This is a genomic window from Alteromonas confluentis (assembly GCF_001757105.1).
In the GTDB taxonomy this organism is placed as follows: Bacteria; Pseudomonadota; Gammaproteobacteria; order Enterobacterales; family Alteromonadaceae; genus Alteromonas; species Alteromonas confluentis.
On record NZ_MDHN01000015.1, the window covers coordinates 200,477 to 220,707 of the forward strand.

The window sequence follows — 20,231 nt, forward strand, 5'->3', positions numbered from 1 at the left end:
AATGGCTCTGCATTGTGAACGATTACCCTGCCAACAGGGTCTGTTATTACTGTAGGAACACGAAACACATGGCTGAGGTTTAAAGGAGTACCGGTATGTTTGCCATTGATTATCAAATCCTTATCGCATCGGTATTACTCTTTGTCGGCATACTGTCGAGTAAATTGTCACCCCGACTCGGATTACCTCTGCTGGTGGTATTCCTGCTGGTGGGAATGTTCGCCGGCGAAGACGGCCTTGGCTTATCTTTCGATAATGCTGGTGTAGCCCATGCATTAGGTACGCTGGCATTGGCGATGATCCTGTTTGATGGTGGTCTGCAAACCTCATTTTCTTCCATTAAGCTAGTGTGGAAGCCCGCATCCATACTGGCAACCTTAGGTGTGGCAATTACCGCCGGGGTAACTGGCTTTGCTGCTGCCCATATTCTCGGTGTGCCGCCCATGGTGGGCTTTTTGATAGGCGCCATTGTGGGTTCAACCGATGCGGCGGCGGTATTTTCCATTTTGCGTAATGCCGGTGTGTATCTGAGCCCGCGCTTAAAAGCCACCCTGGAAATTGAAAGTGCTTCCAACGACCCCATGGCAATCTTCCTTACCGTGGGCATTCTTGAACTTCTTACGCACCAAATGGAGCCGGGTTGGGATTTAGCCATGCTATTTGCTATGCAAATGGGCATTGGTACGCTGGTGGGTTTAAGCATTGGCTGGCTTGCAGTGAAGCTGATTAACCGTATTACGCTGGGGGCGCCTGGGTTGTATCCAGTGCTGGTTGCCGTATGCGGTTTCCTTACGTTCGGGGTATCGGCAAGTCTTGGCGGCAGCGGCTTCCTCGCAACTTTTATTGCCGGTGTTTTCATTGGCAACAGTCGGTTTGTGCTCAAACGCGCCACCTTCATGTTTCACGATGGTCTGGCGTGGATGAGTCAAATAGGCATGTTTGTCATGCTGGGGTTGCTGGTGAATCCCAAATCTCTGCTCGATGTCTGGGCAGAAGGCTTGCTGATTGCCGCCGTACTGATATTTGTCGCACGGCCGCTGGCAGTGGCGCCGTTTATGGTGATGGCAGGTTTTAACAAGCGCGAAATAGGCCTGTTATCCTGGGTTGGGCTTCGGGGTTCTGTTCCAATTATTCTGGCGATATTTCCTTTGCTGTTCGACATTCCACAAGCGTATTTGATTTTTAATGTGGTGTTCTTTGTGGTGCTAATATCCGCCACCTTGCAAGGTTCTTCGCTACCGTGGATGGCGCGAAAGCTGAAGTTGCTGGAAAGTGCCCCGGTCACGCCCTCAGCCACATTGGAAATTAGCTCTCTGGGTGATGTAAACGCTGATATCGTGCAGTACACCCTGGGTGATAAAGCCAAGGCGGTAAACCGCACTCTGGGCGAACTTGCGTTACCAGAAGGGGCGGTGGTGGCGATGATCACCCGAGGCGACGCGGTATTTCCGCCACGGGGTTCTACCATGCTGTTACCGGGCGATCACATTTTTATTCTTATCCGGCCGGGCCTGAAGCCTTTTGTCGACAATATCTTTTCACACATACAAGGTCTGGAGAAAGCCCATTTCTCCCGCAGCGAACTGGTCATAAAAGGGGTTGCTAAAATGAGTGAAATCAGTCACGCCTATAATCTGGATTTCCCATTGCCGGAAGACGAGATGGAGTTGACGTTGAATGAGTTTCTGAAAAAAAATCTGGGGAATACCCTTAGTGAAGGGCAAGCGCTAAGTCGTGATTTTGGATTGTTTGAAATAAAGCACGTGCGCAACGGTTACGCGATGGCTGTGCAATTTCGCCCGACAGTATGAGTGGTGTTTAGATACGAGAGCCTGTGAACAAAAAATGCCGACACACGTTACTGTGCGTCGGCATGTTTTTATTGCTGAGTTTTTTACTGAGCGGATTAGTGGCTGGCGGCGTATTCTTCTACTTCAGACCATACCCGTAGCAGGTTGCCGCTGAGTACTTTCTCAATGTCTGCACGAGAATAGCCGCGATCTAACATGCCTTGAATGAGATTCGGGTAAGACGATACATCTTTCAAGCCCACCGGCAGTGAATCACCTACGCCATCATAATCAGACCCAATACCAACATGGTCAATGCCGATCAGTTCCACCACGTGGTCGATATGATCCAGCACCTGCTCAAGCGTGGAATACGGATAAGGGTTCTCTTTACGATATTTCTCATCAAATTCAGCCACCTGCGGGCTATCTTCGCCCACTTCCTTGATTAACGCATTTTTGCGCTTAGTCAGATTATTGCGCCAATCCTGGGTTTCTTTGGAAACAAAGCTAGAGCCAAAGTTAATCATGATCACACCGTTATTTTCTCCCAGTGCTTTCACCATCTTGTCATCCATATTCCGCTCGAAACCTGGCGTGTATTTACGTAAGGATGAGTGGGAAGCAATAACCGGCACCTTGCTGATTTCAATGGCTTGATAGAAGGCTTCATCTGACACGTGACTGATGTCTACCATGATGCCTAAATTGTTCATCTCTACTACCACTTCTTTACCGAATGGGCTCAAACCGTGCCACTGACGACGTAAATCGTAAGATGAATCAGAAATATGGTTGCTGAGCGAGTGGGCGAGGGTGATATAGCGTATACCACGCTCGTAAAAGGTCTTCAGGTTTTCCATGCTGCCTTGTAAGGGGGAACCGTTTTCCATACCCATTGGTAAGGAGATTAAGCCTTTCTTAAATTGTGCTTTTACATCTGCGACCGACTTTGCGATAGCAAATTTATCCGGTGAGCGATACACCATGGCTTCAACCAAGTCGATCAACTGGTGAGCAACGGCGGTAGATTCCGCAGAGTTGTCTAAACTCGCTGGCACGTAAATCGACATGAAAGGCGCGGTAAGTCCGCCTTTCTTCGCACGAGGGTAATCAAAGTCACCGCCTTCGGTGGCAACGCTGACATCTTCCCATTTTTTATGCACACGGTAAGGTACGTCAATATGCCCGTCGACAATGATATTCTCTTGCGCAATCTGGTTTGCCTGCGCCGATACTTTGATTGGCGCATCTGCATGACTGCTGAAACTTGCCAGTGACAGCATGGCTGGAATGATAAGCGCCAGTGTCGATTTCCTTGCTACGATTGTGTTGCTGAGTCGCCCCATGTTATTTCCCTTCATCATTATTGTGTTTTTAAGTGCTGCTCTAAGAATGCAGCGAGTTCCCGATAAAAAATAATCCTGTTTTCCAGCTTACTTACGCCGTGGCCTTCATCAGGAAAGCGCAAATAAGTGACAGGTATGTTTTTGTCCCGAAGGATTTTTACCATGCGATCGGATTCTGTTACCGGATCACGGGGATCGTTAGCGCCATGCTCATAAAACATCGGTGCTTTAATATCGTTAACGGTGTTGATTGGTGAGTTTACGGCGTAAAAGTCCTGCCATTTTTGTTCACGGATATCGCCATACTCAATGCGGTCTGACGCCATGAGGGCAGGCGATGCACTTTTTAACGCTCGTACCCAGTCTGATACCCCAACAAACGAGGCGCCGGCTTTAAAAGCATCGGGGTATTTACCCATTACCGCATTCACCATGTAACCGCCGTAAGAGCCACCCATCACCGCGGCGTTGTTGGCATCTAAACGTTTGTCTGTTTTCATCCACGTTAGCGCATCGACCAGGTCGCGCACGCTATCGAGACGTCTTTCCTGGTTATCTAAACGGGTGAATGTTTTGCCGTAGCCGGTAGAGCCACGCACATTGATATCGAGCACGGCAATACCTTTACCAACCAGGTACTGCGTTAGCGGTTGCCAGCCCATTTTGGCCTGAGAAGTTGGGCCTCCGTGAACATCAATAACCACCGGAGCTTGGCCTTCTTGCCCTTTGGGCATATAGAGTTGTCCGTGCAGTGTGACACCGTCACGAGCCGGAAAGCTAACCTGCACTGGGTTAACCAGGTTCTTACGGGAAATACCGGCCATTTCAGCACGATACACTACGGTTTGCTGCCTACTCTGCGCGTCGATAAGATAAACCTCACCCGGCGAAGTTGCACTGTTAATGCTAACCAGAACATTGGTGCTGTCTTTGGTACAGCTAATTGAGTAATCGCCGTCTGGCAGCGGAATTTCGCTGGTTTCAATACTGCCAACCGGTTTCTTCAGCAGGGTATCGATACCGTCGCGATTCTCGGTCCACAGAAGCATGGAATCCTGTCCGCAAACGATAAAGTCATCAATATCGAACTGGCTACCAATAACCTGTTTGGTTTTTTTGCTGGCTGGGTCGTAAGCGAAAATGGCTTTCATCTCACGGTTTAAATTCGATACGAAATATAACTTGCTGCCATCGTCGGTCCAGTGAAACTCGCTAAAAGCGGCAGCTACATCAGGTTTAAACAACGGACGAAGTTCCCCACTTTCTGCAGACAACATATAAACGTCTTCGGCATCTTCGCCCCGGGTCTCTGTCACGATAATTTCGTCAGAACCGGGTCGCCACGCCTGTGGAAAGTATCCAAATTCAGCCTGAAATATCATTTTGTTCTCACCTGTTTTCATATCGTGCAGGTAGATATCAAAATCCCGGCCGTTGCGCTCTGTCGATGCGTAAGTGAATTTTTCTCCGTCGTTGGAAAAACTGCCGAATGAACGAAAGCCGTCACTGTAAGGCAGTAAAACTTTTTCTTTTAAGCCATCGGCATTCAGAATGAAGAAAGCTTCCCGCTCGTCGCCATTGTTGTCAGCGCCGTAAATTAAGCGCTGTCCGTCGGGGTGCCAAGCGTAAAATGAAATGCCATTTCCCCAGGTCAATTGCTTCGCCTGTCCGTCAGGAAGGTTCTTGATCCAGAGTTGGCGACGCCCGGTAACGTTATCGACAAACGCCATCTGGTTTCCGGTACTGTTTATGCTACTTTGCGATGCCCCTCGGGCAAGAAGAAAGCGTGCAATATCAACGGGCTGTTCTCCAGCCAAGCCCACATCTAAGGTTTGTGATGCAGGAATGTCAGCGGCATAAGGCCACGCTGCTTCTGGTGCAGAAAAAACGGGATGGCTGAGAAAGCTCAGACCAATTAAGGTGGAAAGTGTGCGAAGTGGACCCATGATGAAGCCTTTTAATTTTTATTTTCTTCAGCCTACGAAATATTGCGCGATGCCACAATCACCTAATCATCAATAGCCGGTGCAATGGTAATTTTTTCCGGTGGATGTCGGTATCGCCCCTGCGAGCAAGCCTTTGCAGGAGCGGGTTGTTACTGACAAGAAAGAGGCTTGTAATAAAAGTTTAAATTTTGATATGGTTCTCAGGGCGTGACTTAAGACGGTAAATACGGGATACTGCTTGGCAACCTGTTTTACAGACTCATGCCAGTCTTAAGCAGGCAACAAGAATAATCTTCGTGGTAATCCTCTCCTCATCTGTGTTTGGTGAGTCCATTGACCAGAGTTGTTAGTGGTCGCGTGCGCAGGGACTGCAGGCTTTCACCAATAGGGCATTTCCTCTGGCGAATTCCACAATTGATTACCACCAATAAACGTAATGAGAACAGATTTATGGCTATTAACTACATTCCGCTGAATAAAGAAAAACACAAAGAGCTAAAAGTAGCGGTTAACAGTGCATTTGAGTTTGCAAAACAAACTCACCTGTCTGCAGCTTCTATTCGTGAATATGCGCAGCTTGCTGCAACAATGCCTCTGGTATTTATCAAAGACCCTAAGAGCGATCGTTATCACACCGTTGCTATGCTGGGCATGGAACAGAACCAAAACCTGTTCCTGGCAACAGGTAAGTGGAAAGCACCACACGTGCCAATGAACATTATGCGTTACCCTTTCGATATTCGTCCTGATGCTGACAAGCTTGGCGTTTACATCGATGAAGAGAGTAATCTGGTTGGCGCAGAAGACGGTGAGCCGTTGTTTAATGAAGATGGTACGCCGTCTGCGTTCCTGGAAAATCGTCAGAAGTTCTTAGGTGAACTGGCTAACAGCGAAATGCTGACGCAACGTTTCATCGCGAAAGTTGTTGAACTGAATCTGTTTGATCCAATTCAAATTCGTCTTACTTATCAAGACGGCCAACAGCGTAACGTTACTGGTATGTTCAGCATCAACGAAAAACGTTTACTGGAACTGCCAGAAGCAACCGTGACCGATCTGCACAAACAGGGCTTCTTGGGCGCGTTGTACGCTATCATGTTATCACTGGGTCAGCTGAACCGTTTGGTTGAACTGTCTAACGATACGCAAAACCCAATAGCGAACATGCAAATTGCAACGGATAACGGTCCTGCGCCAGAACAAGCGCCAACAGCGTAAGTTCAACATTATGCATACGTAAAAAGCGGGCCAGGCCCGCTTTTTCTGTTTTTATACTAGGGGGGTGGCAGTTCACATCGCTCAGGCTGCGACAACTGGAATAAGATCCTCATTAATGCCGTGCCTGAGTCGGGCCTTTAAGCAGTCCGCCGTTCCCGCTTCAAACTCTCGGCACGTTGACGAACGGTGCTCATAAATACCGCACCCCACCTGAGAGCCCACTTCACCGGCTAACGCCACGCATCGGGGAGAAGGCTGATTTGTGCCTTTCATTGCCACCAGGTTGGGTGAAATTTTCTCTGTTAGTTCTGCCGGTACCGAGCCGCCTGCAAAAGGATCGGACTCAGACCAATAAAAAGAAACGCGAAAAGTTGCGCAACACGCGCCACAGTTAATACAGGGATTCATTGCCCTTGCTTGCTCCACACTACGTGCACAACAACCAGTTTTGGACTGGGTTGGCCATCAAATACACATTCATTCGATGTCCCATGAGCGAACAGGATGAGCCAGAAAAGCCTCGTCGCTCGGACGGCGCATTATTTCAGCATTTTGTTAAAACGCAATAAGAATATGTATTACCGCATTCTTCTTAGCAGCCCATCACTTATCAGGCATAATTTTCTCATTAAAGGAGATATTATGATCGCATTACAGCAGTGCCGCGTGGCGCTATCCGATACATTTTCGTTGTTTACAGAACAGTTTGACGTTCAACCGCTTAAGCACGTTGCGCTGGTGGGGGCGAATGGAAGTGGGAAGTCTGCGTTAGCGGCGGTGCTGGCAGGACAAGGCGAAGTTGTAGAGGGTGAACGCTTAGTATCAGTCAGCACTGGCTGGGTGAGCACAGCTCAGCAGCAAGCGCTCATCGCCGAAGAAAAGAAAAAGGATGATGCGGATATTCTTGATGTGGTTCCCGTGCCCAGCACGACCACTGAAGTGATGCTTAAAGAATGCGGTAAACTCGGTGCAGAGCAGCAGGCGTTTTTCGATAAACTCACGGCTGGCCTGCGCATGAACCACTTTCTCGATAATGCCTTTCTTGGCCTGTCTACTGGCGAAACCCGTAAAGCGCTGTTGGTGAAAACGCTACTCGAAGCCCCGCAATTGCTTATTCTCGATGAACCCTGGGACGGACTAGATTCCGCCTCCTCTGCATTTTTGCGCGAGTTACTTGATGAACTGAGCGGAAAAATGACGATTGTGATCATTGTTAATCGCTTGAGTGAAATTCCGAGCTTCATCAATCAGTTGGTGTTAATGCAAGATTGTAAGGTCGTCTGGGCTTCTCAGGGGGATGTGGTCTCCAATGATGATCGTGAACAGATAAAACATCTGCTGCATCTTGAGAATGTGCCAACGAGCTTGCCACCCAAGGATGCTGATCGCGCTTCGCCGCAAATGAACGACGATGAAACAACGCTGGTTGCATTGAAAGATGGCAAGGTGAGTTACGATGGCCGGGTTATCTTTTCGGATCTCAATTGGCAGGTAAACAAAAGCGAGCACTGGCAGGTAGTAGGGCCAAATGGTTCCGGGAAAACCTGTTTGTTGTCGATGATCACCGGTGATGATTCACACTGCTACACCAATGACCTAACGGTATTTGGCTATAAGCGAGGCAGTGGTGAAAGTATCTGGGACATCAAGCAGCACATTGGACTGGTTTCTAATAGCTTTCATTTACAGTATCGGGTGAACAGTTCGGTGTTACATGTGGTGCTTTCCGGTTTCTTTGACAGTATCGGTCTGTATGAGCAGCCTACGGTAAAACAAAAACAACTTGCCAGAGAATGGATTGCGCTTGCGGGCATGACCGATAGGCTGAACACGTCGTTCCAGTCGCTTTCATTTGGTGATCAGCGCTTGCTGCTTATCGTGCGCGCCATGGTAAAGCACCCAACACTGCTAATCCTGGACGAACCTTGTAATGGTTTGGACGAAATTAATCGGCTAAAAGTGCTCGCACTGCTTGGTATTATTGCCAAAGGCGGGGAAAGCACGCTGTTATATGTTAACCACCATAGTGAAGACCGCATCGACGGAATAGAGCGGGTGTTGAATATGCAAGATCATAACTAACATAGTATCAATTTTGTTTTGCTATCGGTGGCATTTTGGGTTTTTGTTAACAGTATTATGTAACTTGTTTATCCTGCTATTAGCCTGATATCTACCAATTATTTCTAATTTCATTAGGGTTTCTTTGATAGAATGTTACATATATAACAAGTATTTTAATGCCACCGGTAGCAAATGTAATTTAAATGTTATATAAATGTGTGCGAGATACGGGCATGGGATGAACGGCACCTAGCCCGACCAAACGTTCAATCGGGAAGGACAGCACATGAAATCCAAGCACACATTTAGCTACAGCAAACTCTCTAAAAGCATACTCTTAGGTTTATCGATTACTTCACTCAGTTTTATTGCCTCGGCGCAGGAGGCTGCTCAGAATTCGGCTGAAGAGCAAGACGGTGATGTTGAAGTCATTGCGGTTAAGGGCTTTCGCGGTGCGCTGGTGAAAGCACTTGACGCAAAAAGAGACGCGTCAAACGTTCGCGAATCAATCATGGCCGAAGACATCGGTAAGTTCCCTGACCTGAACGTCGCTGAAGCCATTCAGCGCGTGCCTGGGGTTGCAATTTCCCGAGAGGGTGGTGAAGGACGTAACATTACATTACGTGGATTCAGCCCAGGCTTTACCCGTACCACGTTAAACGGCATGGAAGTGCCTGCGGGAAGTGATGGTCTCGATTCAGGCGGTGTCACCGTAAACAGTAGTCGTTCTTTTGACTTTCATGTGTTTGCATCGGAATTGTTTAATCGAATCGATATCCAGAAAACGCAAACAGCTTCAATAGAAGAAGGGGGGATTGCTGGTACGGTTGATATGTATTCCGCACGACCTTTCGATTACCAGGGATTTGCTTCAACGGTATCGTTGAAAGGCGGCTATAACGATCTCACTGAAGAGGTCGATCCGCGTACGGCTTTCCTGATCAGTAATACATTTGCTGATAACACTATAGGCGCACTTTTCTCTCTGGCATTGTCTGAACGAACTATCAGACAGGAAGGCTTCGGCAGTGTGCGTTGGCAACCCACCTATCAAATTGGCGATGGTACCTGGGGAGATACGTCACAGCTCACCGAAATTAATGGCACTCCAGATAATTATTGTGGGGCTGAAGAAGCGATTTCTTGTTTGTGGGTGCCCAGGCTTCCTCGTGCCGACTTCTTCGGAAACGATCAGAAGCGGATTGGCGCCACAGGTTCGTTCCAGTTCAAACCAAATGACGACATGCTGTTCACGCTGGACATTCTGCATTCTGAGCTGGAAAACGATCGTCGCAGCTACAACTCCATGGAGTGGTTTATTAATCGCGGCGCACCGGGTAATTTCCAGGGACAAACCCCTTTGTCGTTTACTGTTGATGAATCTGGTCGCGTGCTTGAAGCGGCCAGCTTCGATAATGTGACATCCTGGTATGAGAGTCGCTATCAGGTATCCGAGTCGACCTTTGACCAGGTTGTCTTCTCTGGTGATTTCCAAATTAACGACTATTTGGCGCTGGATGTCATGACAGGCTACGCAGCGAACGATGCAGACCGGGAAGAAATCCGATATTACTACCGTTCTGTTCCGCACTATTATGCCTATGACTACAGCAGTGGTAATGCTGCCACCGTGAACTATGGTGATTACGACACCATGGACCCGAATAATTTTTTGGATGCGACCAATGCTGCTAACCGTAATCATCAGGTAAAGAAAACCAACTACACCACCAAGATCGATTTAACCTATCTGGGTGACGGATATGACTTAAAAGCTGGATTAGCCTTCAATAACCGCGAAGTTGACTACCAGCAAGGTAACGGTGAATTCACTGCTTTTGACCCAAGCCAGTATACCACCCCGTTCCCTTACGATGATTTTGGCAACGGCTTAGATGGAGCCACTTTAGTTCCTTTCCTGGTGGCTGACTTCGAGGGTCTGGAAGCCGATGGCATCTTGACACACAACTATACCCAGGAGCTAGAATCAAGCTGGGTGGTAACGGAAGAAACCAAAGCCGTCTACGTCGAATACAACTCTGATTTTGATATTGCAGATATGCTGCTGCGGGTCAATGTTGGTGGCCGTTACATTCAGACGGAAGTCACATCCGAGGCGTTGGTTGGTGGTAACCCTGTTACGGTTAAGCGGGATTATAGCAATTTCCTACCTTCGACGAATCTGGCTCTGGATATTACTGACGATATCGTAATGCGATTGTCTTATGGCAGAAGTATGACGCGCCCCGGTTTGAACTCGTTAAATATCGCCAGACCCAATTTCGGGGTTACTACATTTACAGTGAGTAATCTTGGTAATCCCGGGCTGGATCCTTATGAATCTAACGATGTTGACTTAGCATTCGAATGGTATTTTGCAGAAGAAGCAGTACTTGCAGCCACATTGTTTAACAAAAACGTTGTTACCTCATTAGACACTGATGAGGAAGTACGCTTGGTGGACCGCGAGTATTGGGACATTATTTACAATGATCCTCAGTATCAGAGTAATGCGCCTATCGGGGATCCGGCCACACAGGAATACACTCATATTATTCCACTGAATAAAGACGGGTTTGTTGTCAAAGGCTTCGAGCTTATGTACCAGCAACCTTTCACCTTCCTTGATGGCTGGATGTCTAATTTCGGGGTAGTGGCAAACCTGACCCGCGTCATCGCGGAAGACTCAACAGGCCTGTCTCCTAATTCCTATAACTTTACCTTGTATTACGAAACAGACAAATACGGTGCCCGGGTATCGATGAACAAACGTGATGATTACCTGCTGCGTGAGCCCGCAGGCAATGGTCATGCTCAGGAGATGAAATACGGGCCTACTCATGTAGATGCATCAGCGTTTTACAATGTGAATGAGCAGCTCACTCTCACGCTGGAAATTATTAACCTGACAGATGAAGTGGAGCGCATATACGGAACCGGTGACGGCGACATGGATCTTACCCGCGAATACAGTCATACCGGTGCTCAATATTTCCTGGGCGCGCGATACACATTCTGATACTGGCTTGTGTAACCAAAGCAGGCAGCCTCGGCTGTCTGCTTTTTTTCAATAGGAGAAAGGATGCGACTCGTTTATTTGCTTTTCATGCTGTTCAGTTTCAGCACGGTTGCTCAAAATTATGAAACCCGCTTAGTGGTTGCCAAAGATGGCTCAGGAGATTTCACCTCAATTCAGGATGCTATTCACGCCACTAAAGCGTTCCCGTGGACAGATATTGTCTTATTCATCAAAAACGGCACTTATAAAGAAAAAGTCAATGTTTACGCCTGGAATACCCGTCTAAAAATGATTGGTGAAAGCCGGGAACATACCATCATTACGTTTGACGACCATTTCGATAAGCTGGGGCTTGGAAGAAACAGCACGTTTCACACTTATACTCTGCGTGTTGCCGGCAATGACTTCAGCGCTGAAAACCTGACAATACGAAACACGGCGGGACCAGTGGGTCAGGCTGTTGCACTACATGTAGAAGCTGACAAAGCCGCTTTCTTTAATGTCAGTATTGAAGGGTACCAGGACACACTCTATGTGGCAGGGGAAGGGCATCGTACTTACTTTGAAAACTGCCTTGTAACTGGCTCCGTGGATTTTATTTTCGGTGAAGGTACAGCGCTTTTTGAAAACTGTGAAATTCGCTCTTTACTGAGTAATACCTACGTTACCGCTGCCTCAACGCCTTTAAATCAATCTTATGGATTGGTGTTTCATAATAGCCGGTTTACTGCGCCTGATGATGTCGTCAATGTCTATCTGGGCCGTCCGTGGCGTCAGTTTGCTGCTACCACCATTATTAACAGCACATTGGACGGACACATTCATTCGGCGGGTTGGCACAATTGGGGTGATGCTTCCAAGGAAGCAACCAGCCGGTATGCTGTTTCAGGTAACAAAGGGGCAGGAGCAATGTCACCTAAGCGCGTGTCTTGGCAACACACACTGGAGCCAGAACAAGCAGCGAAATATACCCAAGCCAACATCCTCCGGGGCTGGAATCCGAAAAAAGCGATCTAAACTCCACTTATTGATCGCTTTGCAGGCCCCGAAAAACGGGGCTTCAAACAATTATTTTTTGTTTCTTCAAAAACTTTTCACGTATCAAATCTGATTCTTTTTTAATCTTTTCAGTTACTTTACAAATAATACTGTATATAAGAACAGTCTCCAGCCCAGTGTTTACGCGGGTTTTAGCCTTGTTTTTCCTTGACAGTGGGGAAAGTAGAGACCAAACTGTCTAGCAAGTGGGTAAATGTGGCGAATTGTGGATCGAGTCATCAACGAATTGCAGATTGGTACTCAGAAAACAAGAACAACAAGAGCACAAAAATATAAAAGGCTAGGGGAATGTTCCGCGGCGCTAATGCAATCAATCTGGATCCCAAAGGTAGACTGGCTATACCAACAAAATACCGCCAGTCACTTCTGGATGATTGTAACGGACAACTGGTCTGCACAATCGATACACAACAAAGTTGTTTGCTACTTTACCCACTTCCCGAATGGGAGGAGATCGAACTCAAACTGAGTAAGTTCTCCAGTATGGTCCCGGCTGAACGCCGGATGCAGCGGCTGCTACTTGGTTATGCCACCGAAGGTGACATGGACAAAAGCGGCCGTTTCCTTCTCCCCGCACCTTTACGTCAACACGCCAAACTCAGCAAAGAAGTCATGCTTGTCGGACAGCTTAACAAATTTGAGATCTGGGATGCAGATATCTGGGCTAAACAGATTGATGCTGATATGGAAACTGAGCGCGATGGTGCATTTGAACTTACTGATCGTCTGCAGGAATTCTCACTATGAGCAACACCCCGTTTAAACACATTTCGGTGTTGCTGGAGGAATGTATCGAGGCGTTGGCCATTAAGCCTGACGGTATCTATATTGATGCCACGTTCGGACGTGGTGGTCATTCTGCACGCATTCTCGAATCACTCGGCGAACATGGCCGCCTGATTGCGTTTGATCGCGATCCTCAAGCTATTGCAGCTGCCGATCGTTTTAAAGACGATAAGCGTTTTACTATTGTGCATGAGCCGTTCGGTGAAATGGCCCGTGTTATCAACGAAATGTCGCTTACCGGTAAAATCGACGGTGTGCTGATGGATTTAGGCGTATCGTCGCCGCAACTTGATGATGCTGAGCGTGGTTTCAGCTTCATGAAAGATGGTCCCCTGGACATGCGTATGGATACCAGTCGTGGCCAGAGTGCCGCCCAGTGGCTGGCACATGCCGACGAGCAAGACATCACGCAGGTTATCAAAGAATTTGGCGAAGAGAAGTTCGGTAAGCGTATTGCGCATGCCATTGTCGAGCGCCGTAAAACCCAACCGCTCACCCGTACAGCTGAACTGGCTGCGTTGATTGATGAAGCGGTGCCAGTGAAAGATAAATTTAAACACCCTGCAACCCGAGCATTCCAGGGGATCCGTATTTACATCAACGCGGAGCTTGATCAACTTCGTGTAGGCCTGAAAGCGGCAGTAGAAGTGCTGGCAAAAGACGGCCGTTTAGCCGTTATTTCGTTCCATTCTCTTGAAGACCGCCTGGTTAAACGGTTTATGAAAGACCAAAGTCGGGGCAAGGTGGTGCCCGCAAACCTGCCTGTCACCCAGGCTGAAATCGATGCTGACAAGGTGCTCAAAGCACTTGGTAAGATGAAGCCGTCGAAGGAGGAAATTGCACAGAATGTGCGTTCCCGAAGCTCTGTGTTAAGGGTGGCCGAGAAGCTATGAGCGAGGGGCAGAATTCACGGACGACGTCTCCGACAAATTTCAGTTTAGTACTGATCCTGGTCTCCGATTTGACCCGCAACAAGTTGCGGGTTTTGTTGTATTTAATGGTTGTGTCTACCGCTATGGCGGTGGTGCTGGGTAGTCACCTGAACCGACAGCAAAATATGGCCATGGAAAACCTGATGCAGCAGAAAGATGATCTGGATGTGGAGTGGCGGAACCTGGTGCTGGAACAGCGCGCGCTGACCGAGCACAACCGCATTGAAAACGAAGTCCAGAAGCAACTTAACATGTACCGTCCTTCAGCGGACGAAGAAGTCGTGGTGAAGTTAAAATGAGCATATTTGCACTGCATGCGAAAAAAACGAAAAAAGGCGCTAAGCAGAACGTGACGCCGTCCTTCATGCAATGGCGTTTTATGCTAGTTATCGTGCTAGTCATTGCCGTTTTTGTGGGCCTTGGCGTACGTGCTGCCTATATTCAGGTTATTGCGCCAGATAACCTCATTGCGCAAGGTGACAACCGGACCATGCGCACCAAAGACATGCCTACCTATCGCGGCATTATCACCGATCGCAACGGCGTAGAACTGGCAGTGAGTGTACCAGTGCGGGCAATTTACGCCGATCCAAAAATTATCCACGAGCAAGGCGGCCTGGAGCAGTACGAACGCTGGGAAGCCCTAGCGGATGTGCTTGGCCGCGATGTTGAAGACTTGCGCAGCAAGGTGCAAAACCCAAAACGCCGGTTCGTTTACCTGCAACGTCAGGTGTCACCGGCCATGGCCGATTACGTAGACAAACTGGACATTCCCGGTATCTATCTGCGCCGTGAAAGCCGTCGTTACTATCCCAATGGTGAGGTAACAGCACAGCTTATCGGTATTACAGATGTGGACGATTCTGGTTTGGAAGGTCTGGAACGCCAGTACGATGACTGGTTAACCGGCACGCCGGGCTCCCGGGTGATTCGTCGTGACGCCAAAGGGCGTACCGTGGAAGTGCTGAAATCCACCGATGGCGAAGAAGCTGGCAATCTGAAGCTTACCATCGATCAGCGTATTCAGGCCCTGGCTTACCGCGAAATTAAAGAAGCGATGATGTATTTCCAGGCCGCCTCTGCATCGGCCATCGTGGTGGATATCCACACTGGCGATGTGCTGGCAATGGTAAACGCGCCGTCGTTTAACCCGAATGATCGCGGAAATGCGTCGCCTCATCGTATGCGTAACCGCACCATCACCGATGCCTTTGAACCCGGCTCGTCATTAAAGCCCCTTGCCGTGCTGTCGGCATTGGAGTACGGCAGTGTGAAAGTGGGCGATACCGTAGACACCTATCCAGGGTGGATGCGCTTAGGTGGCAGCCTGGTAAAAGATCATCGCAATCTGGGCAAACTTACGCTGGAAGAAATCATTCAGCATTCATCCAACATGGGAACGTCTAAACTGGCGCTGGGCGTACCTAAACCCTTCTTGCTGAATATGGTTTACAGCATGGGGCTCACGTCAGATACCGGTATCAATATGCCCGGTGAAAGCAACGGATTATTCCATGAGCGCACGCGCTGGTCTGATTTTGAACTGGCCACCTTATCTTTCGGTTACGGTATTTCGGTAACCACCGCACAGCTTGCCCGCATGTATGCCACGCTGGCCAATGGCGGTATCAGCATGCCGTTGCGAATCGTGCAGCAGCCTGAATCTGACGTTTATCGTCCGCAGCCACAACGTGTGGTGTCTGAAAAGAATGCTCGGGCGGTACTGGAAATGATGGAAAGCGTGGTGTTGCGAGGCGGTACAGCACCGAAAGCCGCTGTGCCGGGTTATCGCGTTGGCGGTAAAACCGGGACCAGCCGTAAAGCGGTTGCTGGCGGTTACGGTGATGAGTATGTAAATATTTTTGCTGGTGTGGCGCCACTGTCTGATCCGCAGATCGCCACCGTGGTACTGATAAACGAACCGGCGGGCGATCTTTATTACGCCGGTGACACTGCTGCGCCTGTATTTTCTGAAATCATGGGTGGCGCGCTGCAACTGATGAACGTGGCACCAGACGACAAACAGGTGACTTCAACGAAATGGCTCAACGGAGGCAGCAATGGTGGTTAGCAAATTTGAGCAGAGCCTCGGTGTTCTGCTGCAAAAATTTGGAATCAGCGCGCCAGACGTTCGCATTCGGGGGCTCACCCTGGATAGCCGTCGCGTTACACCGAAATTAGCCTTTGTGGCAGTGAAAGGCCACAGCCAGGATGGGCGTGAATTTATTCCCCAGGCTATTAGTCTGGGCGCGAAAGCCATTCTTGCGCAAACTGAAAAGGTGCGTGAGCACGGCCGTATGGAAATGCGCGGTACCACAATTATTGTGCATCTGTATGAATTAACAGACATATTGAGCTCGCTGGCTGGTGCTTTTTACGACTATCCCGCCACCAAATTGCAAACGGTAGCAGTAACCGGCACCAATGGAAAAACCTCTGTGGTGCAAATGTTGTCGCAACTTACCACACTCGGCGGAACCCGCTGTGCGGCAATAGGCACGCTGGGTGCAGGCCTGTATGAAGGCAGTAATACCGACTGGCTGCCTACGCCGGGAGGTAACACCACGCCCGACGCTATTCGTATGCAGTATTTGTTGGCAGACTTTGTGCAACACAACGCCCGTCAGGTGGCTTTTGAAGCCTCATCCCACGCCTTAGTGCAGGGGCGTCTCAGTCAGCTGAATACCGATATCGTTGTGTTTACCAACCTGTCCAGAGACCATCTCGACTATCACGGCACCATGGAAGACTACGCGGCAGCAAAACGTCTGGCGATGAAACTTCCTGCAGTGAAAACGGTGGTGCTGAATAAAGATGATGGGGAAAGCGCGAATTGGCATAGCCATAAACCCGAAGGGGTGGAAACGGTTTGGTTTGGTTTAACCGAATTGGAAGCGCAAAAGCCCGAAGATCGCCATTGTTTGGCCACAAATGTGAAATATCATCCCGATGGTTGTCAGTTCAGACTGGTATCCAGTTGGGGAAGCCGCGACATCAACGTACCGCTTTTAGGCGCATTTAATGTGCACAACCTGCTGGCGGTAATTGCTGTGATGTTGGTGCAGGGGCAGCGTTTTGAAGATGTGGTGTCGTTGCTGCCGAAAGTTTCGCCAGTGGCTGGGCGGATGGAAGTATTCCGTTTTGAAACGCACGCTAATGTGATTGTGGATTATGCTCACACGCCGGACGCACTGGAAAAAGCTCTGCTGAGTACCCGTGACCATACCAACGGCGACGTGTGGTGTGTGTTTGGTTGTGGTGGTGACAGAGACAAGGGTAAACGCCCGCTAATGGGACAGGCGGCTGAAAAAGGGGCTGATCATGTGATCATCACTACCGACAACAGCCGTTCAGAATCGCCAGCCGCTATCGCAGCAGATATTCGTACCGGACTGACACAACCGCAATGTGCGGTGGATGAGCCGGACAGAGAAAAGGCCATTCGCCACTGCCTGGAACAGGCAGCTCCGCAGGATCTGATCCTCGTGGCGGGTAAAGGCCATGAAGATTATCAGATCATCGGTGAACACAAGAACAATTATAACGAGCGCGCCGTCGTAGCACGCTTGCAAAGGGAGTACAGCTAATGATTCTGACTACACTTTCCTGGATCGCCGACAAAGTAAAAGGCACCCTGAAAGGGGATGATCAGGAAGTTAACGGGGTAAGTACCGATACCCGTACGCTGCAAAAGGGTGATGTGTATATCGCCCTGTGCGGCGATAATTTTAACGGTCACCGGTTCGTGGCATCAGCAGAAAAGGCAGGTGCCAGTGCTGTGATTGCCAGTGAAGATGTCAGCACCTCGTTGCCGGTTATCAAAGTTGCCGATACCAAGCTCGCGCTGGGTTTACTCGGTGCAGCAGTGAAGGTTGAAGTGGCACCAAAAACTATCGCGGTAACCGGTAGTAGCGGTAAAACCACAGTTAAAGAAATGACGGCGGCTATTCTTGCTCGTCGTGGCAATGTGCTGGCTACTGCCGGTAACTTCAACAACGACATCGGCGTGCCGCTGACGCTGTTACGTCTTGAGCCTGAACATGACTTCGCGGTGATGGAGTTAGGTGCCAATCATTTGGGTGAAATTGCCTATACCACCGATTTAGTGAAACCCGATGTGGCGACCATTGTGAACGCCGCGGCGTCTCACCTGGAAGGCTTCGGCAGTTTGCTTGGCGTTGCACGGGCAAAAAGCGAGATTTTTAAAGGTTTAGGTGAATCTGGCACTGCCATTGTCAATACCGACAGCCAGTTTGCAGAATTCTGGTTAGGTAAACTCAAGTACAACCACGTACTGACATTCTCTCCACAGCAACAGAATACGGCGGATTTCACCGCTGAAGATATCACTATCGGACTAGATGGCTGTGCTGAATTCAACATGGTGACACCACAGGGGCAAACCGCAGTGCAACTTCGCATTCCTGGTATTCACAACGTAGGCAATGCACTGGTTTCTGCGGGATTATCCATGCAGGTAGGTGCGACCCTTGAAGACGTGAAAGACGGCTTGCTCAATATGGCGCAAGTAAAGGGCCGCCTGAATGTTAAAGCGTTATCTGCACACTTCCGCCTGCTTGATGACACTTATAACGCTAACGTCGCCTCGGTGAATGCCGCTATCGACACACTTTCTAGTTTCTCCGGGTTACGTGTACTCATTCTGGGTGATATGGCAGAGCTCGGTGAGAAAGCGCGCTACTATCACGAGGAAGTGGGCAAATATGCACAACAAAAAGGCATCGATTATCTGTTCACCTTGGGTGTGCTGAGCCAAAGCGCCAGTGCGGTTTACGGTGATAACGGTTTTCATTTCAGTGACGTGGATGCGTTGATGGAAACGCTTACGGATGTACTGATGGCCGATCAGCGTGATATTTCTGTTTTAGTAAAAGGTTCGCGAAGCTCGCGAATGGAAAGGGTTGTAGATGCCATCGAGGTATCTCGCCTGGGAAAGTTTGAACGCCGTCGGGAGCGAATAGCATGTTGATGTGGCTGGCCGACTGGCTTAAACAATACGAACCGGGATTCTTTGTATTCTCGTACCTTACTCTGCGTGCCATATTAAGCACGCTCACTGCACTGGTGATTGCCATTGTAATCGGGCCGAAAATGATTCGCTGGCTACAGCGTTTGCAAATTGGCCAGACTGTCCGCGATGATGGTCCGCAAAGTCATTTGTCTAAGGCGGGTACGCCCACCATGGGCGGCTTGCTAATTTTATCTGCCATTGTGATAAGCGTGCTGCTATGGGGCGATCTCACCAATCGCTATGTGTTGGTTACCCTTGCCGTGGTGATTGGCTACGGCATCATTGGTTTTGTCGACGATTACCGTAAAGTGGTGCGTAAAGATTCAAAAGGTCTCATTGCCCGCTGGAAATACTTCTGGCAGTCAGTGATTGCGCTGGGTGTGGCGTTTTATCTTTATGCGTCGTCTACGCTGCCACAAGAAACGTCACTACTGGTGCCATTCTTCAAGGAAGTGATGCCACAGTTGGGGCTGTTCTACCTGGTTGTGGTGTACTTTGCGGTAGTAGGCACTTCTAACGCGGTAAACCTTACCGACGGCCTTGATGGTCTGGCTATTGTACCGACTATTCTGGTAGCCGGAGCATTGTCTATTTTTGCTTATGTCACAGGTAACTTTAACTTTGCCACTTATCTGAATATTCCGCACATTCCACTAACCAGTGAATTGGTCATTGTGTGTACTGCTATTGTCGGTGCCGGTCTGGGCTTTTTATGGTTTAACACCTATCCAGCACAGGTATTTATGGGCGATGTGGGCTCACTGGCTCTTGGTGGTACGCTGGGTGTGTTGGCGGTACTGGTGCGTCAGGAAATCGTGCTTATTATTATGGGCGGCGTCTTCGTGATGGAAACCGTATCGGTAATTCTGCAGGTGGGTTCGTTCAAGCTCCGCGGCAAGCGCATTTTCCGCATGGCGCCCATCCATCACCATTTTGAACTCAAAGGTTGGCCAGAACCCCGCGTGATTGTGCGCTTCTGGATCATTTCATTAATTCTGGTGCTGGTTGGTCTGGCAACGCTGAAGTTACGGTGACG

15 protein-coding genes are annotated in these 20,231 nt (G+C 49.0%); 12 read left to right on the forward strand and 3 right to left on the reverse strand.

Annotated elements, in window-relative coordinates; genetic code table 11:
* The first annotated feature begins 95 nt into the window (after window positions 1-95).
* Window positions 96-1,811 carry a potassium/proton antiporter gene (locus BFC18_RS07840; protein WP_070124973.1) on the forward strand — a complete coding sequence of 572 codons (1,716 nt, stop codon included), beginning with the start codon at window positions 96-98 and terminating at the stop codon, window positions 1,809-1,811.
* Window positions 1,812-1,906: 95 nt separating this feature from the next.
* On the opposite strand, the gene BFC18_RS07845 is transcribed toward BFC18_RS07840, so the two are convergent.
* Window positions 1,907-3,076, reverse strand: a complete 1,170-nt coding sequence (locus BFC18_RS07845; protein WP_070125093.1) for a dipeptidase — start codon at window positions 3,074-3,076, stop codon at window positions 1,907-1,909.
* A gap of 80 nt (window positions 3,077-3,156) precedes the next feature.
* Window positions 3,157-5,085: a S9 family peptidase gene (locus tag BFC18_RS07850; RefSeq protein WP_083272971.1), complete on the reverse strand. Its 1,929-nt coding sequence runs from the start codon at window positions 5,083-5,085 to the stop codon at window positions 3,157-3,159.
* Window positions 5,086-5,535: 450 nt separating this feature from the next.
* Here BFC18_RS07850 and BFC18_RS07855 point away from each other — a divergent pair, with 450 nt between their 5' ends.
* Window positions 5,536-6,303 carry a SapC family protein gene (locus BFC18_RS07855; protein ID WP_070124975.1) on the forward strand — a complete coding sequence of 256 codons (768 nt, stop codon included), beginning with the start codon at window positions 5,536-5,538 and terminating at the stop codon, window positions 6,301-6,303.
* A gap of 81 nt (window positions 6,304-6,384) precedes the next feature.
* On the opposite strand, the gene BFC18_RS07860 is transcribed toward BFC18_RS07855, so the two are convergent.
* Complete coding sequence (locus tag BFC18_RS07860; protein WP_070124977.1) at window positions 6,385-6,711, reverse strand: YkgJ family cysteine cluster protein; 327 nt, start codon at window positions 6,709-6,711, stop codon at window positions 6,385-6,387.
* 234 nt (window positions 6,712-6,945) lie between these two features.
* On the opposite strand from BFC18_RS07860, the gene modF reads away from it, so the two are divergent.
* From modF to mraY, 10 genes are all read left to right on the forward strand, one after another.
* Window positions 6,946-8,385 carry a molybdate ABC transporter ATP-binding protein ModF gene (gene modF / locus BFC18_RS07865; RefSeq protein WP_070124979.1) on the forward strand — a complete coding sequence of 480 codons (1,440 nt, stop codon included), beginning with the start codon at window positions 6,946-6,948 and terminating at the stop codon, window positions 8,383-8,385.
* A gap of 268 nt (window positions 8,386-8,653) precedes the next feature.
* Window positions 8,654-11,386 (forward strand): TonB-dependent receptor, encoded by a 2,733-nt coding sequence (locus tag BFC18_RS07870; RefSeq protein WP_070124981.1) that lies wholly within the window; start codon window positions 8,654-8,656, stop codon window positions 11,384-11,386.
* Window positions 11,387-11,449: 63 nt separating this feature from the next.
* Window positions 11,450-12,403 carry a pectinesterase family protein gene (locus BFC18_RS07875; protein ID WP_070124982.1) on the forward strand — a complete coding sequence of 318 codons (954 nt, stop codon included), beginning with the start codon at window positions 11,450-11,452 and terminating at the stop codon, window positions 12,401-12,403.
* A 330-nt stretch (window positions 12,404-12,733) separates the two neighbouring features.
* A complete protein-coding gene (mraZ, locus tag BFC18_RS07880; RefSeq protein ID WP_070124983.1) occupies window positions 12,734-13,192 on the forward strand; it encodes a division/cell wall cluster transcriptional repressor MraZ in 459 nt (152 codons plus the stop codon).
* Window positions 13,189-14,124, forward strand: a complete 936-nt coding sequence (gene rsmH, locus BFC18_RS07885) for a 16S rRNA (cytosine(1402)-N(4))-methyltransferase RsmH (RefSeq protein WP_070124985.1) — start codon at window positions 13,189-13,191, stop codon at window positions 14,122-14,124. The genes mraZ and rsmH overlap by 4 nt, the downstream gene beginning before the upstream one ends.
* The gene (gene ftsL / locus BFC18_RS07890) at window positions 14,121-14,462 is read left to right on the forward strand and encodes a cell division protein FtsL (RefSeq protein ID WP_070124987.1); all 342 of its coding nucleotides are present in this window, start codon (window positions 14,121-14,123) and stop codon (window positions 14,460-14,462) included. The genes rsmH and ftsL overlap by 4 nt, the downstream gene beginning before the upstream one ends.
* Entirely contained in the window at window positions 14,459-16,234 is a 1,776-nt protein-coding gene (locus BFC18_RS07895) for a peptidoglycan D,D-transpeptidase FtsI family protein (RefSeq protein WP_070124989.1), read from the forward strand. The genes ftsL and BFC18_RS07895 overlap by 4 nt, the downstream gene beginning before the upstream one ends.
* Window positions 16,224-17,750, forward strand: coding sequence for a UDP-N-acetylmuramoyl-L-alanyl-D-glutamate--2,6-diaminopimelate ligase (locus tag BFC18_RS07900; protein WP_070124991.1), 1,527 nt, complete (start codon window positions 16,224-16,226; stop codon window positions 17,748-17,750). The genes BFC18_RS07895 and BFC18_RS07900 overlap by 11 nt, the downstream gene beginning before the upstream one ends.
* Window positions 17,750-19,153, forward strand: a complete 1,404-nt coding sequence (locus BFC18_RS07905; protein ID WP_070124993.1) for a UDP-N-acetylmuramoyl-tripeptide--D-alanyl-D-alanine ligase — start codon at window positions 17,750-17,752, stop codon at window positions 19,151-19,153. The genes BFC18_RS07900 and BFC18_RS07905 overlap by 1 nt, the downstream gene beginning before the upstream one ends.
* Window positions 19,147-20,229: a phospho-N-acetylmuramoyl-pentapeptide-transferase gene (mraY, locus tag BFC18_RS07910; protein ID WP_070124995.1), complete on the forward strand. Its 1,083-nt coding sequence runs from the start codon at window positions 19,147-19,149 to the stop codon at window positions 20,227-20,229. Before BFC18_RS07905 ends, mraY begins: the two co-directional genes overlap by 7 nt.
* Window positions 20,230-20,231 lie beyond the last annotated feature (2 nt).